The sequence below is a fragment of the Winslowiella toletana genome (assembly GCF_032164335.1).
GTDB lineage: Bacteria > Pseudomonadota > Gammaproteobacteria > Enterobacterales > Enterobacteriaceae > Erwinia > Erwinia toletana_A.
In genome coordinates this window covers 3,002,083-3,016,621 of record NZ_CP134152.1, presented here as the reverse complement: position 1 = coordinate 3,016,621, position 14,539 = coordinate 3,002,083, and the positions used below count along the sequence as shown (strand labels likewise).

General features: G+C 50.6%; 17 protein-coding genes and 1 pseudogene. 10 read left to right on the top strand and 8 right to left on the bottom strand.

Features of this window, described 5'->3' with window-relative positions; translation table 11 throughout:
* Positions 1 to 6: 6 nt before the first annotated feature.
* Together RIN69_RS14260 and RIN69_RS14255 are read left to right on the top strand one after the other, a co-directional pair.
* On the top strand, positions 7 to 1,419 hold the full coding sequence (locus RIN69_RS14260; RefSeq protein ID WP_313852591.1) for a DNA cytosine methyltransferase: 1,413 nt from the start codon (positions 7 to 9) through the stop codon (positions 1,417 to 1,419).
* 43 nt (positions 1,420 to 1,462) lie between these two features.
* Positions 1,463 to 1,930 (top strand): very short patch repair endonuclease, encoded by a 468-nt coding sequence (locus RIN69_RS14255; protein ID WP_313852590.1) that lies wholly within the window; start codon positions 1,463 to 1,465, stop codon positions 1,928 to 1,930.
* Positions 1,931 to 1,935: 5 nt separating this feature from the next.
* On the opposite strand, the gene yedA is transcribed toward RIN69_RS14255, so the two are convergent.
* Positions 1,936 to 2,844, bottom strand: coding sequence for a drug/metabolite exporter YedA (gene yedA, locus RIN69_RS14250; RefSeq protein ID WP_313852589.1), 909 nt, complete (start codon positions 2,842 to 2,844; stop codon positions 1,936 to 1,938).
* Between the two features lie 135 nt (positions 2,845 to 2,979).
* Between yedA and RIN69_RS14245 the strand changes: the two genes are divergently transcribed.
* The 6 genes and pseudogenes from RIN69_RS14245 (at position 2,980) to RIN69_RS14220 (ending at position 6,753) form a co-directional block, all read left to right on the top strand.
* Positions 2,980 to 3,252: a hypothetical protein gene (locus tag RIN69_RS14245; RefSeq protein ID WP_313852588.1), complete on the top strand. Its 273-nt coding sequence runs from the start codon at positions 2,980 to 2,982 to the stop codon at positions 3,250 to 3,252.
* Between the two features lie 15 nt (positions 3,253 to 3,267).
* The gene (locus tag RIN69_RS14240; RefSeq protein ID WP_313852587.1) at positions 3,268 to 4,173 is read left to right on the top strand and encodes a DUF808 domain-containing protein; all 906 of its coding nucleotides are present in this window, start codon (positions 3,268 to 3,270) and stop codon (positions 4,171 to 4,173) included.
* Positions 4,174 to 4,218: 45 nt separating this feature from the next.
* A complete protein-coding gene (locus RIN69_RS14235) occupies positions 4,219 to 4,350 on the top strand; it encodes a hypothetical protein (protein ID WP_277619529.1) in 132 nt (43 codons plus the stop codon).
* Between the two features lie 232 nt (positions 4,351 to 4,582).
* Positions 4,583 to 4,762: a YodC family protein gene (locus RIN69_RS14230; protein WP_313852586.1), complete on the top strand. Its 180-nt coding sequence runs from the start codon at positions 4,583 to 4,585 to the stop codon at positions 4,760 to 4,762.
* Positions 4,763 to 5,049: 287 nt separating this feature from the next.
* Positions 5,050 to 5,808 (top strand): annotated as a pseudogene (locus RIN69_RS14225) (hypothetical protein).
* A gap of 18 nt (positions 5,809 to 5,826) precedes the next feature.
* Positions 5,827 to 6,753, top strand: a complete 927-nt coding sequence (locus RIN69_RS14220) for a diguanylate cyclase (RefSeq protein WP_313852585.1) — start codon at positions 5,827 to 5,829, stop codon at positions 6,751 to 6,753.
* Here the strand turns inward: RIN69_RS14220 and RIN69_RS14215 are convergent.
* The 3 genes from RIN69_RS14215 to RIN69_RS14205 form a co-directional block, all read right to left on the bottom strand.
* A complete protein-coding gene (locus RIN69_RS14215) occupies positions 6,750 to 7,970 on the bottom strand; it encodes a glycosyltransferase family protein (RefSeq protein WP_313852584.1) in 1,221 nt (406 codons plus the stop codon). The genes RIN69_RS14220 and RIN69_RS14215 overlap by 4 nt on opposite strands.
* An 80-nt stretch (positions 7,971 to 8,050) precedes the next feature.
* Positions 8,051 to 8,857 carry a mannosyl-3-phosphoglycerate phosphatase-related protein gene (locus RIN69_RS14210; protein WP_313852583.1) on the bottom strand — a complete coding sequence of 269 codons (807 nt, stop codon included), beginning with the start codon at positions 8,855 to 8,857 and terminating at the stop codon, positions 8,051 to 8,053.
* 390 nt (positions 8,858 to 9,247) lie between these two features.
* Entirely contained in the window at positions 9,248 to 9,490 is a 243-nt protein-coding gene (locus tag RIN69_RS14205; RefSeq protein WP_313852582.1) for a DUF2525 domain-containing protein, read from the bottom strand.
* A 336-nt stretch (positions 9,491 to 9,826) separates the two neighbouring features.
* Here RIN69_RS14205 and RIN69_RS14200 point away from each other — a divergent pair, with 336 nt between their 5' ends.
* Complete coding sequence (locus RIN69_RS14200) at positions 9,827 to 9,985, top strand: YqaE/Pmp3 family membrane protein (protein WP_017800079.1); 159 nt, start codon at positions 9,827 to 9,829, stop codon at positions 9,983 to 9,985.
* A 72-nt stretch (positions 9,986 to 10,057) separates the two neighbouring features.
* Positions 10,058 to 10,255, top strand: a complete 198-nt coding sequence (gene dsrB / locus RIN69_RS14195; protein ID WP_313852581.1) for a protein DsrB — start codon at positions 10,058 to 10,060, stop codon at positions 10,253 to 10,255.
* 60 nt (positions 10,256 to 10,315) lie between these two features.
* Here the strand turns inward: dsrB and RIN69_RS14190 are convergent, their stop codons facing one another.
* The 4 genes from RIN69_RS14190 to fliQ form a co-directional block, all read right to left on the bottom strand.
* Positions 10,316 to 12,022, bottom strand: coding sequence for a methyl-accepting chemotaxis protein (locus RIN69_RS14190; RefSeq protein ID WP_313852580.1), 1,707 nt, complete (start codon positions 12,020 to 12,022; stop codon positions 10,316 to 10,318).
* 167 nt (positions 12,023 to 12,189) lie between these two features.
* Positions 12,190 to 12,825: a transcriptional regulator RcsA gene (gene rcsA, locus RIN69_RS14185; RefSeq protein ID WP_313852579.1), complete on the bottom strand. Its 636-nt coding sequence runs from the start codon at positions 12,823 to 12,825 to the stop codon at positions 12,190 to 12,192.
* Between the two features lie 658 nt (positions 12,826 to 13,483).
* The gene (fliR, locus tag RIN69_RS14180) at positions 13,484 to 14,269 is read right to left on the bottom strand and encodes a flagellar biosynthetic protein FliR (protein WP_313852578.1); all 786 of its coding nucleotides are present in this window, start codon (positions 14,267 to 14,269) and stop codon (positions 13,484 to 13,486) included.
* Complete coding sequence (gene fliQ, locus RIN69_RS14175; RefSeq protein WP_313852576.1) at positions 14,269 to 14,538, bottom strand: flagellar biosynthesis protein FliQ; 270 nt, start codon at positions 14,536 to 14,538, stop codon at positions 14,269 to 14,271. The genes fliR and fliQ overlap by 1 nt, the downstream gene beginning before the upstream one ends.
* Position 14,539: the final 1 nt, after the last annotated feature.

The window sequence follows — 14,539 nt, the reverse complement described above, 5'->3', positions numbered from 1 at the left end:
AGCCCTATGAGTGAATTTGATACCGTTGCGGCGCAGCTGGCAGAACAGGCACGCCAGCAGCAGCAGCAAAAGAGTGAGCAGGATCGCCAGCTGTTACAGCGATTGCTGGAGATTTATGACCAGAAAACCCTCGCCAGCCTGCTGCGAAAGGTCAGTCAGCATGAGTGGACGCGCGAATCGCTTAACCGCTGGCTGAATGGCAAAAGTGTCGCTAAACCGCTGACCGAAGCGGAAGTCAGCCTGCTGGAAAAAATGCTGCCGGAACCGCCTGCGCATCATCCTGATTACGCGTTTAAGTTTATCGATCTTTTTGCCGGAATTGGGGGTATTCGCAGCGGCTTCGAAGCCATTGGCGGCCAGTGCGTATTTACCAGCGAGTGGAATAAACACGCGGTGCGCACTTACAAAGCCAACTGGTACTGCGACGAGCAGATGCACCGTTTTAATCAGGACATTCGTGATATTACGCTCAGTGGCAGAGCCGATGTCAGTGAGCAGCAAGCGTATCAGCATATCGACCAGGAGATTCCCGATCATCATGTGCTGCTGGCCGGCTTTCCCTGTCAGCCGTTTTCGCTGGCGGGAGTATCGAAGAAAAATGCGCTGGGCCGCGCTCATGGTTTTGAGTGTGAAGCGCAGGGAACGCTATTTTTTGATGTGGCGCGGATTATCACCGCCAAAAAACCGGCTATCTTTGTGCTGGAAAACGTGAAGAACCTGAAGAGTCATGACAAGGGCAAAACCTTCCGCATTATCATGGAGACCCTCGATGAGCTGGGCTATGAAGTGGCGGATGCGGCCGTCAGCGGTAAGGACGATCCAAAAATTGTCGATGGCAAACACTTTCTGCCACAGCATCGGGAGCGCATCGTGCTGGTGGGGTTCCGCCGTGACTTACAGTTGTCCGCAGGTTTCAGCCTGAGCAATCTCAGCCAGTTTTATCCACAGCAGCGCAAAACCATCGGTGAATTGCTTGAGCCGACGGTCGATGCTAAATATATTCTGACGCCAACTCTGTGGAAATACCTTTACCAGTATGCCAAAAAGCATCAGGCCAAAGGTAACGGCTTCGGCTATGGGCTGGTCGACCCGGCGCGTAATAATGGCGTAGTGCGAACGTTATCTGCACGTTACTACAAGGATGGCTCGGAAATTCTGATCGATCGCGGTTGGGATCGCCAGCTGGGTGAGGCAGATTTTGACGATGCGGAAAATCAGCAGCGTCGTCCGCGACGCCTGACACCGCGTGAATGCGCCCGTTTAATGGGCTTTGAAAGCGTCGGCGGTAGGGTATTCAGGCTGCCGGTTTCGGATACTCAGGCTTATCGCCAGTTCGGCAACTCGGTGATTGTGCCGGCATTTGCCGCCGTCGCGCAGTTGTTGCGGCCGTGGATTATCGAAGCGACAAATAAAGTCTGACGGGTTGCGTTTGCCAGCGTGCAGCAGCATCCAGGGAGAGAAGATGGCCGACGTCCATTCTGCGGCAGTCCGCAGCAAAAATATGCGCGCTATTCGCACGGAAAATACCGCGATTGAGAAGCGGCTGGCGCACCTGCTGGAAGAACTGGGATTCAGCTATCAGGTTCAGGACAAAACGCTGGCTGGTAAGCCAGATTTTGTGCTGGCGGAGCAGCGAACGATTATTTTTGTTCACGGCTGTTTCTGGCATCACCATCACTGTTATCTGTTCAGGGTGCCGGCAACGCGCAGTGAATTCTGGCTGGAAAAAATCGGCCGGAATGTCGAGCGCGACCGGCGAGATATCGCTACGCTGACCGCCGAAGGTTGGAAGGTGCTGGTCGTCTGGGAATGCGCGCTGCGTGGCAAGCTCCGGCTGAAAGATGAGGCCATCCATTCACGTCTTGAGGAGTGGATAATTGCCGGAAACGGTAATGCCGGGATAGATCATCAGGGCATTCACCGTTTCTGAGCGACTTATGCCAGCGGCTTAATTCGCGGCTTTGCCGGAAACAGATATTTACCCAGCGTCACCAGTACCACCGCAAAGATGATAATCGCCAGCGCCAGCCATTCCCGCGTCGACAGCGTTTCATCCGCAAAGCTGGTGCCGAGCAGTACTGCCACCACCGGATTAACATAGGCATAACTGGTAGCCACCGCCGGGCTGACGTTGCGGATCAAATACATATAAGCATTAATCGCAATAATTGAGCCGAAAACGATCAGGAAGCCGAGGGCTAACATACCCTGTATATCGGGCATCGCCTGCAGTTTTTCACCGCTGATAACGCTCACCACCAGCAGTACGCTACCCGCTGCCAGCATCTCAATGGCTGCCGCCATCGCGCCTTTCGGTAGCTCAATCCGCGAACCCCATACCGAGCCAAACGCCCAGCTGACGGCGGCCAGCAGGATCATCATCGCACCCCAGGGATTGCCGCTTAAATGGCCACCGCTATTGAGTAACACGATACCGCTCAGGCCGACGGCGATGCCCAGCCACTCAATCCAGCGCGTGGCGATGCCAAATAGCTGGCTGAAGCACAGCGCAAACAGCGGAACGGTGGCGACCATTACCGCTGCCAGCCCCGACGGAACATGCTGATGCTCGGCAATCGTGACCAGTCCGTTGCCGATCGATAATAACAGCACGCCGACAATTGCCGCATTAATCATCGCCCGGCGGCCCGGCATCGGATGTCCACGCAGTTTTAAGAAGCTGAACAGGATGATACCGGCAATCAGAAATCGTAAGCCTGCCATCATCATTGGCGGCCAGCTTTCGACGCCGAGGCGAATCACCAGGTAGGTTGATCCCCAGATGATATACAGAGTGAATAATGAAGCGACTAACAGTACGGCAGGGGCGGCATGGCGTGGCATAGTACTGGCTCAGGCAAATTTTTCAGGCGCTTACACTACCGCTAAATCATCTATTAATCGTCACAAATATTGCCATTGTGACCCATAATTGTTTAGATCGACCGCTTCCATAGATAACACGCACAGGGTGAACGTATGGCCAGCATCAAGCTGACGGTAAGACGCCTGTATAAACTGCGCGAGCAACGTATGGTTAATACCCAGGCGACGGCACGCATTTATGTTGGCGACAGGCTTATAGCTACCGAGGAGATCTCCGGTATGACGGAGAGTCCGGTCAGTAAATATCTGCATCATGACCAGGCGCAAGGCCAGCCGGTGCGGGTTGAATGGGACTGTGACGGAATAGCAGATATGGCAGTGGCGGAAATTGAAGTCTGTCCCTGCTGCCAGCATCATGAACATTGATAAAGGAAAACCACTTTGGCTGGAAGTAGCTTACTGACGTTATTGGATGATATTGCCACCTTACTTGATGATATTTCGGTGATGGGCAAGCTGGCGGCGAAGAAAACCGCAGGTGTACTGGGTGACGATTTATCGCTAAATGCTCAGCAGGTAAGCGGAGTTAAAGCCAATCGGGAAATTCCGGTGGTGTGGGGCGTTGCCAAAGGTTCATTCCTCAATAAGCTGATACTGGTGCCGCTGGCGCTGTTAATCAGTTATTTTGCGCCCTGGGCCATTACGCCGCTGTTGATGATTGGCGGTGCTTATCTCTGCTTTGAAGGCGTGGAAAAAGTCATGCACAGCCTGCAGAGTGATAAATCGCACTCGACGCCTGAAGCTCGTGAACAGCGCCTGCTGAAAGCCGCCGAGCAGAATCCGGCTGAGTTCGAAAAGAAGAAGATCAAAGGGGCTGTTCGTACCGATTTTATTCTGTCGGCAGAAATTGTGGCGATCACGCTCGGCATCGTTTCTGACGCGCCGCTGCTGAATCAGGTGCTGATTCTTTCCGGCATCGCCATTCTGGTGACCGTTGGGGTGTACGGAATTGTCGCCGGTATCGTCAAGCTGGACGATTTAGGTTTATGGCTGAAGCAGAAAAGTTCCGCCATTGCCCAGGGGATTGGCGCTGGGTTGCTGGCCGCTGCACCCTGGCTGATGAAGATCCTGACGGTGGTCGGCACGCTGGCAATGTTTCTGGTCGGCGGCGGGATTATCGTTCACGGTTTGCCGTGGCTGCATCATACCATCGACCACTGGAGCAGTGGATTCAATGGTCTGGTGACTGCGTTAATCAGTAACGGTGCCAATCTGGTGATCGGCTTTATCGTTGGTTCGATTGTGCTGTTTGTCGTAAATATGATTGCGAAGATACGCGGTAAATAAGTATAAAGGCAGCAGATAACCTGTAAGACAATCCCTGGAGTTAACATGAACGACGATATTTTCGAATTTGATATTGATGCCCAGCTGGAACAAGCTGAAGCCAATGCCGAAAAGAAAGCCAACGAAGTGCCAGCCGATCTGGGCGATGAAGCCGATTGCGAAGGCTGCAAAATCTGATTCCAGGCGATGAAGATTGATGTAAAAACGGACAACTCAGGTTGTCCGTTTTTTTTAATTTTTCAGCAATCGTTATCATAAAAATGTTTATGAGGCTAAATCCCTGCATTTACGCTATTTCCTGCCTGACTTTATCGATCAGCCGATTTTTTTAGTCGCAAGTAGCAGGCGAGAATGATTCGCACCTGCTATACCTGTTAAGGTGTTTTTCACCCTGAAACGGAGGCGCACGATGTTGTTTATTGTCAGTGATGAAGTACAGCATAAAAATGGCGGGCCAAGGATGATTGTTACCGGTTACGCCAGCGGCATGGTTGAGTGTCGTTGGCACGATGGTTACAGCGTCAGGCGTGAGGCTTTTAAAGAAGATGAACTGTATTCCCTTGCATCAGAGCGTCAACTTGCCAGTTAATTATCCCTGAGGCCGCCTGACGATATTATTATCGCCGGCGGCTTTTCTTTGCCTGCCACTCTTTCAAATCTGTACGTAAAGTACTTTTGGCATTTTCTTGAACCGGGTAAACTTATTGTGGGCGTCATCCTCGCGAGGGCGCTGGGCGTTACGCCACGTGCATCAGGCAAATAGCTGAACGGTGAGACCATTCCCCGGCACGGAAAATTCAGGTGCTGGCGAGCTTTCTGCATGTGACACCCGAATAATTACAGCCGGGCAGCTTGTTTTAACCACGTCTACACTGAATGATAGTTGCAACTCGGAGGCTGTGTTGGTTGAAAACTAATGCGTTTTTTCGCCGTATCGGCTCCGGAACAAATCCGCGACATATCGTGCACCTCTGTTTTGTCGCGGTATTTCTGTGTTCGACTTTTCTTACCTGGCGTGAAGCGCTGGAGTTAAAGAACAGCTATGAAGTGAATCAGCAAATCCGTTTAACGACGGTAGCCGTGACGCTGGATCGCCAGTTTCAGTTCAGCCTTGATACGCTGGGCGTTTATCGCTCAATGCTGAGTCATGCCCTGACCAGCCCTATAGACTCAGATAATAATCGCCAGGCGGCGCAACTGTTTAATCAACTGCGTGATGATCCTGTCTGGTAAGTGAATCTGAACACTCAGCGCAGTATGCCGCTCAACGGCGTATCCGACAGCTGGATGAAAGATTATCCGCTGCTTAACCGTGATGACCCACAGCGCTTAAGTGACGAACTGAGCGCGGTGCTTGAGTTAAGCTTTATCCTGCAGTTCAGCGATCCCGATCGCGATTTTCACTCCCGCCTCTGGTATATCTCGCGCGGAGGATTTTACCTTAGCTCCACACCTCCGCTTAACGATAATGACACGCTGAACAGTTATCGCGTGATGATTCAACGCGACTACTTTACTGCCATGCAGCCGGATAAGAACCCTTTGCGTCATCGGTACTGGACGCCGGTGTATAACGGATTGTCAGAAGAAAGCGCAATCATCACCGTCAGTGTACCGGTGGATAGCGGTGATTAATGGTTCGGCGTGTTGGCGATGGACTTTTCGCGCGAAAGTATTCACCGGCATTTGCAACGGGCGATACAGCAAAAACATCAGGGTGTGGTGCTGCTACTGGATCGTCAGCAAAACGTGCTGGCAAGTTCCGATTCGCCTCCTGCCATTGAAGGGCACGCGCTGAGCACCAGTGAGAAGCAGCAGTTGAAGAATGCACTGCAACAGGGCGTCAGAGGAGAGTTACGGTTTGGTACGCGCTACCTGACATGGGATAAACTGCGCGGTTTTGACGGTGTTATTGTTAATATTCAGACATTGGCTGAGGGGCTGAAAGGCGACCAGGGGCGAATAGTGCTGGTGTTGATATTGATGTGGTTGCTGTTCAGCTTAATTTTACTGGGATCGTATTACGCTATTATCCGCCTTATTTCTAAAATGATGAGATTGCAAAATAAACTGGAGTGGCGTGCGAATTACGATGGTCTGACTCGATTATACAATCGCGCGGCGTTTTTTGATCTGAGTGAGCGCTGTGCGGCACAGTGCCAGCGCAGTCACCGACCGCTGTCACTGATTCAGCTGGATATCGATTTCTTTAAGTCAGTTAACGATAATTATGGGCATCAGGCCGGTGATTCAGCGTTGTCACACGTAGCCGGAATTATCACGCAGTCGTTACGCCGGATGGATATTGCCGGACGGGTCGGCGGAGAAGAGTTTTGCCTGTTGTTGCCGGAAACTCAGCTGGAGGAGGCGGTGGCAGTTGCCGAGCGTATCCGTCATCAGCTGGCACAAAAAGAGCTGATGATCAGCATCGATCAAACGGTGATCCTGACCGCGTCATTTGGTGTTGCCAGTAGCGAGGAGCAGGGCGATTACCAGACTGACAGCCTGCAATCGTTGGCCGACAGCAGACTGTATCAGGCAAAGCAGAGCGGCCGTAACCGCGTATGCTGGCAGAGTTAAACCTCGCCGCGATTATCCTCTTCCACTGCCTGCCAGATGCGTTGCAAAATATCCGGAAAGGCTGACTGCACGCGGCTCCAGCTCGGAATAAAAGGTTTATCGTTGGGACGTTCAATAAACGACTGGCCGGCTTCCAGGATGGTCTGAGTAAACATTTCCACTGCTGCTTCTTCCGCATGCTGATCAAACGTCAGGCCATTCATTGTGGCTTCGTGGTTATACACTTCCATCATATCCAGCGCGTTACGGTAGTAAGTGGCTTTCAGTACGCGGAATGAGTCACTGGTCACACTGACGCCCATGGTTGCCATTTTTCGCAGCAGCGACTGCACAATATCATTGCTCATCCGGCGCAGGCCGCCGGTACCATCCTCTTCTGACAGCGGCTGATGTTTATGGTCGTAGTTATCGGCAATTTCTACCTGACAGCTCTGCCGGGTGGTGTAATTGCGATAGATTTCTGACAGCACGCCAATTTCCAACCCCCAGTCTCCGGGAATTTTAATGCCGTTCAGCACGTGGGTGCGCATGGCAAACTCACCGGAGAGCGGATAGCGAAAACTGCTGAGGTAATCGAGATATTCGGAGTGACCATAGACTTTTTGTAGTGAACGCAGCAGCGGGCCAACCAGTAAGCGACCCACGCGACCATTAAGCTTATTGTCAGCTACCCGGGCATAGAAGCCCTTACAGAACTCATAGTGGAATGACGGATTGGCCAGGGGATACAGCAGACGAGCCAGCATGCCACGTTCATAAGTAACAATGTCGCAGTCGTGGAGTGCTACGCAGCTGGTACGATCGGACGCGAGGGTATAACCGGTACAAAACCAGACGTTACGCCCTTTACCGGGTTGGCTGGGCGACAAGCCCTCTTTATCCAGTTCGGCGTCCAGTGCCTTTAGGCGCGGGCCGTCATTCCATAAAATGCGGTGGCGCTGCGGCAGACGAGAAAAGAATTCACGCGCATGCAAAAACTGCTCACGGTCGGCGCGATCGAGACCAATCACAATCTCTTCAAGATACGGGACTTTTGCCAGTTCGTCGACGATATGGCTTAATGCCGGTCCTTCCAGTTCAGAAAATAGCGAAGGGAGCATTAGCCCCATTTTGCGCTTTTTGGAAAATTGAACCAGATCTTTCTCCAGCGATTCAACGCTGCGGCCTGTCAGGTTATGGAAATTAGTAATAACACCATTCTGGAAAAAATCACTCATTGTGTTCCCCTTCAGACAGCCTACTGACGCCCGGCATGGGCAAGAAAATTGACTTTGTGACATGCAGTCGCGCGGCAGAACTACTCCTGCGCGATAAAGTAGTCGAGCCCTTCACTCCAGCCATCGGGTCCTGTGTGGCTGGTTTCGTAAATATTGTGTCGATCGGCGCGGGATAAAACGATCGGCGTTTTACTGTAGCCTTTAATCACCACAGCATAGTCAACGCTGTCGAGCATTGGCGCATCGTTAGGCCCGTCACCCAGACCAACAGTGATAAAAGGTTGTTGATGGTGCGACGGATATGCTTGCAAGAGCCAGGCCAGGGCTGCGCCTTTCCCACTCCCTTTTGCCATCACATGCCAGAAGCGGCCGCCCTGAGTCAGGCTAAAACCTTCGGCATCAAGCGCTTCACGGAAGGCAGAAAACTGCTGTTCACTGTCACGCCATACCAGCGATTCTGACGCCTCGCGGCGGCGCGCCAGTGCCGCATTGCTGACGGTCAGGCCGGTGATATCGGCGACTTCTCTGTCGGTGAAGTCGGCAAAACCGCTAAAACGAAACTGATACTGCTGACGTAAACGGCGTAAGCAGTGGCAGATTTCACTGTAGTCTTTGCCGGCGTGATGGCGAACGGTATCACCTCCGGCGCTGTCGAGCTGAACCAGTGCGCCGTTTTCAGCAATAAAAGGCGCGCCACTGAAGCCCAGTTGCTGTTGTAGCGGTATAATTTCTGAGGCGGTTTTGCTGGAACAGAACACCAGAGGAATCTGATGCTGTTTAAGGCGATCTAACCAGGGCTGAGCGGGTTGCCAGCTATAAGTATGGTGATCGAGTAGTGAGCCATCTAAATCAGTCACAATCATTAATGCGTCATGCAAACCTGGCATGGTGTTCACCTCGAAACTTAACGGATAAGAGAGATAACATCCTGATTAATGGCTAAGTATAACTAACTCTGCGGCTTGTGAAGGGAAGCTAAGATGATTTAACAGTCGGTAAGATATTAGGAAGTTTTTTTGTAAGATTATTCTTAAAAGTGGTGAGAAAACATTGCTATTGTACGATTTATGATCGAGTTATAGGCCGCTACAGCTATGGCACCATGCCAGCCAACGTGTTTAGAGCGGGAATAAATATTCAGAGTTTTGCTAGCATCAGACTTGTCTTAATTACTCGAAAGAGTAAGCTGTCAGCGTTACGGATTACCCTGGTGTAACGAATTTCTTTTTAATGTTTTTCTTTCCCGGCCACTGGCCGGGATTTTTTTTGGCATGCAGTTAACGGTTCACTTCACTGATTGAGAAATCACGGATATCCAGCTCGAAGGCCTCCACCAGTTCGCTGTAAGAACCGTACTCTTTACCCTGTACCTGTAACCTGTGCGCATCTTCATTAGCCATGAACTCTTGCACTTCGCCGGACGAACGACTTTGAATCGCATCCAGCAAGGCGTCAACATCAACTTTCACTTCGCGCTGTTCGCGCTGAATGTCATCGCCGTTCTGTTTTGCCGTGCCCATGATTCTAATCCTCACTGAGCCAATGTGCTGTAAGTATAGCCACTGGTGAGAAGGGGGAGGGGGCAGGGGCAAAAAAAGCCCGCGCTGCGCGGGCAAAAATCCTTGTTACTTTTTGGGTTGTCTGCCTCTTTGGGGGGAGACAGCTGTAAGAATTTTACCCGCTGCTGGTGTCAGAAGTCTCACATCGTAATGTTAAGAAAGTGAAAAGGTCAGCGGGTATTGCCCGGGCTTACGATGATTTACACCCGTGCTGGCAGCAAAAACAGAGATAAATGCTATCTTAATAACGAGTTAAAAATATTTTTAATAATTTAATTGTATTTACCAGGAGTCAGTATGGATTTTCTGCGCATTGTAATCGCTATTCTGTTGCCACCACTGGGCGTGTTTATGCAGGTTGGTTTTGGCGGCGCGTTCTGGCTGAACATTTTGCTGACCCTTTGCGGTTATATCCCCGGTATCGTTCATGCTGTATGGGTTATCGCTCGTCGATAAGTGCGTGATCGAGGTCAGGAAAAACCGGCCAGTATCGGTTAAACTTCCTCTATTATTTCGGGGAGAAAACCAATGAAGGTTAATGATCGGGTAACAGTTAAAACTGACGGTGGTCCGCGTCGTGCCGGCAAGGTTCTGGCGGTAGAAGATTTTAGTGAAGGCACTATGTACCTGGTTTCGCTGGATGATTATCCGCTGGGAATCTGGTTTTTTAACGAGCTGGGCCACGACGACGGTATTTTTGTCGAACCGCACGATGCTTCGCAGTAACCCGTCATCGTAAATCACGGGCCTGACCTTGAGTCAGGCCCGTTTTAGTTTATCTGTCGGTTAAAACGTTTCCCAATTTGCATTCTGTGACGTCAGTAAACGACCGGCAGCAGAACGCGTGCGCAGAGCTGATGCACCGGAGTTCAGCGTCACTGCATCGCTTTCGGCATTCTCATTGAGACGAAATGCCGCCACCGCCTGGGTCAGACGCGCAGCCTGCTGCTCAAGTGACGAGGCCGCGGCAGAGGCTTCTTCAACTAACGCGGCGTTTTGCTGTGTGACATTATCCATTTCGGTTACGGCCTGACTGACCTGCTGAATACCTCTGCTCTGTTCATCTGAGGCGGCGGCAATTTCCGCCATGATATCGGTGACGCGGCGCACGGCATCGACAATTTCTGTCATGGTATCGCCAGCGTGGCCCGCTTGTGATGAACCTTTGCCAATCAGGTCGACCGATTCAGCGATCAAGCCGTCAATCTCTTTTGCCGCCTGGGCACTGCGCTGTGCCAGATTGCGGACTTCACTGGCGACGACCGCAAAACCTCGCCCCTGCTCACCGGCGCGGGCCGCTTCCACCGCGGCGTTTAACGCCAGGATATTCGTCTGAAAAGCGATACTGTTAATCACATTAGTAATTTCGGCAATTTTACCTGAGCTGGCGGAAATATTGTTCATGGTGCTAACCACGCCGCTGACAATATCGCCACCTTCACGGGCCTTACCTGAGGCATCCGCCGCCAGCAGGCTGGCATGATGGGCATTTTCGGCGTTCTGTTTTACGGTGGCGGTAAGCTGTTCCATGCTGGCGGCTGTCTGCTCAAGAGCTGCCGCCTGCTGTTCGGTACGGGCAGAGAGATCGGTATTTCCAGCGGAGATCTCGCCGGAGCCCTGCCAGATAGCGACCGCACCTTCACGCACCGTACCAACGGTGTTGATCAGCGCCCGCTGCATCGCCTGTAAATTATTGCCAAGGATACCAATTTCATTACGCCCCCAGTTTTGCATCGGGGCGGTTAAATCTCCCTGAGCGATCAGTTCAATACGGCCTACCGCCTGGCGCAACGGTGTAATCACGACGCGACGCAGAAAGATAAACGTTGCCAGCGTCAGCAACAACGCCAGCGCAAAGGCGGCGGCCATGGTGATAAAGCCAAGACGCGAGTGCTGTTGGGCCTGAGTATTAATCGCTTCGGCGCGGTCGGTGCGAATCTTAATCGCCTTCAGCAGCAGCTGATTATATTGATCATCAAGTTTGCGCGTGACGTCGGTTTCCTGCGCGATGACGCCCTCGAAACTGCCCTGTCGGGCCGCGGTAATCATCGGTGTCAGGCCCTGTTTAACGTAAGCGTCAAAACGCTGCTTCATCGGTGCATCGAGTGCGATGCCCGCCGCGGTTTTATCGGGACGATTGCCATAGCGCAGGAAATTTTCCTGCGCTTGTTTAATGCGGTTTTCGCTGGCGGCCAGATTCGCTTTGAACTCATCCATTTCGCCGATACGCGCTGCGGCAGCGGCATGAATGACATTCAGACGTGCAGTTCGCAAGTGATTGGAGCTGTTGGAAACCGCCATGCGAATTTGAATTTCCTGAGTAGCGTCATTTAACGACTGGTTACTTTTAATCAGAAAATAGCTGGAAAGGCCGATACACAGTGCAAAAAGCAGCAGAATTCCGCCAAAGATTACGGCAAACAGCGGAACCAGCCGCAGATGCTGCCAGAAACTTAATCCGCTATATTCGGCTGTTGATTGATTAACTGTCATATTCTGTTGCTCTCAGTCAGATGTAGGGCGAAGCACTGCTTCGGTATCGATCTGAGCATCGGCAAAATAATGAAAACAATTAGCGGAAAGAGTGGGATCGCCGTCGCAAAACGAAAAGTTAAGATAAATAAAAAAGGCCGGTCAGTCCCGGCCTTTTCATTGGGTGATTATCTCACGTTGACATAAATACCTGAGGTGACATTATCAGTTAAACGGACAACATGATAAATAACCTGCTTGTTGTGCGTTTTGATTTTTCGCTTGATATTACCTTTGTGCGATGAAACCGTTTTCGCTTTTATTTGCATCTTATCGGATATCTGTATCGTATCATGACCTGACATCCACATCTTCAGCATATTTGATTCGGTCTGGCTGAGTGTTAACGGATGAACCTCTGGGCCAGAGGAGTTACGATTTGGGGTGTTAAGTCTCTTTTGCAGATAGGTGCATAGCAGGTCATCAAGTACTGCAGGCTTAATCGATTTTGAGGTAATAATCAAGTTCTTACGAACATAAAGATACTCCTCGAAGTGGATGTTCGAGATAGCCATAAAGATAAAGAATAGTGTATCAGGGTGCTGAATCAGGATATTTCGAATACGCAGGCTGGCATCTGGCTCGTGAATAAAACACTCTTCATTTATAAATACAATACCAGGCTTAATTTGCTGGCATTTATTATGAAGCTGGTCGATATCGTTGACTGAAGAGATATTCTTCTTCTTAACTCCTTTTACAGTCATATAGTCCATCAGACCCAGCCTTGTGTAGCTGCATGAATCCATAATAATTGTTGGCATGTTAGCGACCCTCACCAAATTGTTATCCGTTAAATCAACGATGAATTACGCGTATCGCGGTACGAAAAAGATAGCTTTGCAAAAATTTATTTTTATTGTTCACGAACTACCCGTGTGCAGACCGATGTCTTGCTAAGGCCAACAACTCATCCTTGCTGAGCACCACGTAGTTTGTGTTTGGAAGATGAAAGCGTTGTCTTACTACACGCAGCGGAGTGACACGGGCCAGAAAGACCGGCGGCGATATGCCAACATGCTGCTCCAGTTGCAATATTTCATTACATTGCCACTATCACCCAGAATTGGTCATTTTCTGATAAGATAATTCCTAAAATGATTTGTTGTACGAATGTTTCGTCTATCTGGGTGTGTTGACAATGCCGTAAAAACCATTTTAAGACAAGTAAAAAAAACTGAATCCGAAAAGGCTTGAAAAACATCCATTTGCGCTATTTTTCATCAAGATGCTCGCGCCAGGGCGCCGTGAGATAGCTTTTTTAAAATACGCGAAATATCCTTTGATAAGAATAGTTTTCATTTGAATAAGGAATTTATAAGATTTTCCTTAGGGAAATTCTTACAAAGAGTGTTCTGATTACAGGTTGATAGTTTTTCATTGCTTAAGTTTTTATATGGGATTGTTTAGGTTGGTTAATGTTTAGTTTTTGGGCATTTCGGAAATTATGTCAGAAAGTAAATCAAACACTTCACTGAATAAATGCTCGCAGAAGGGTGCCAACAGCGGCATCAAAATGCCCATCGTTAGTATGCCGATTGATAAGGTAATCGGAAAACCAATCGCGAAAACTGACAGCTGAGGTGAAACGCGATTTAACAAACCGAGTGCCATGTTAAGCGTCAATAACAGTGTGATTAACGGCAGCGCCAGCATCATGCCGTTAAGAAAAATTAATCCTCCGGCTTTGGTCAGCGCCAGAAACGCATTGGCATTAAGCGGTTCACCGCCAATCGGCAGGGTATGAAAGCTGTCAGCCAGCAATGAGATCAGCCACAGATGGCCGTTAAAACTCAGAAAAAGCAGCATTGCCAGCATATCGAGAAAGCGCGCCAATACCGGCATATTCAGGCGGCTACCGGGGTCAAAGAAGGTCGCGAATGATAATCCCATCTGTAAACCAATCACTTCACCTGCGGTTCGCACCGCCGCAAAAGCGAACTGCATGGTAAAGCCCAGGGCGATGCCAATCAGCATTTGCTGGATCAGCAGCCAAAGACCGCCGACGGAAAACAGCGTCACCTGGCTGGGGGGTAACATGGGCACCAGTAACCAGGTGATCATAAATGCCAGGCCAACTTTCACTTTGCGGCTGACCGATCGTTCACTGAGAATCGGTGCGGTGGCAATAAGTGCCAGCACCCGCACCATTGGCCAGAAGAATTGACTAAGCCAGAGCATCAGCTGGCTGCTGTCGAAAGTGAGCATCAGCCGATTATATAGGGCAGGTTGTTAAACAGGGTGCGCATATAGTCGAGGATCAGACTGAGCATCCACGGCCCGGCGATCACGGCGGTGGCCGCAACAGCAAGAATTTTGGGAATAAACGACAGCGTCTGTTCGTTAATCTGCGTTGCGGCCTGCAGCAGGCTGATTAACAGACCACTGATCAGTGCGGCCAGCAGCAGCGGGGCGGCCATTGCCAGCGCCACTTTCATCGCTTCGTGACCAAGCACCATTACCGATTCCGGTGTCATT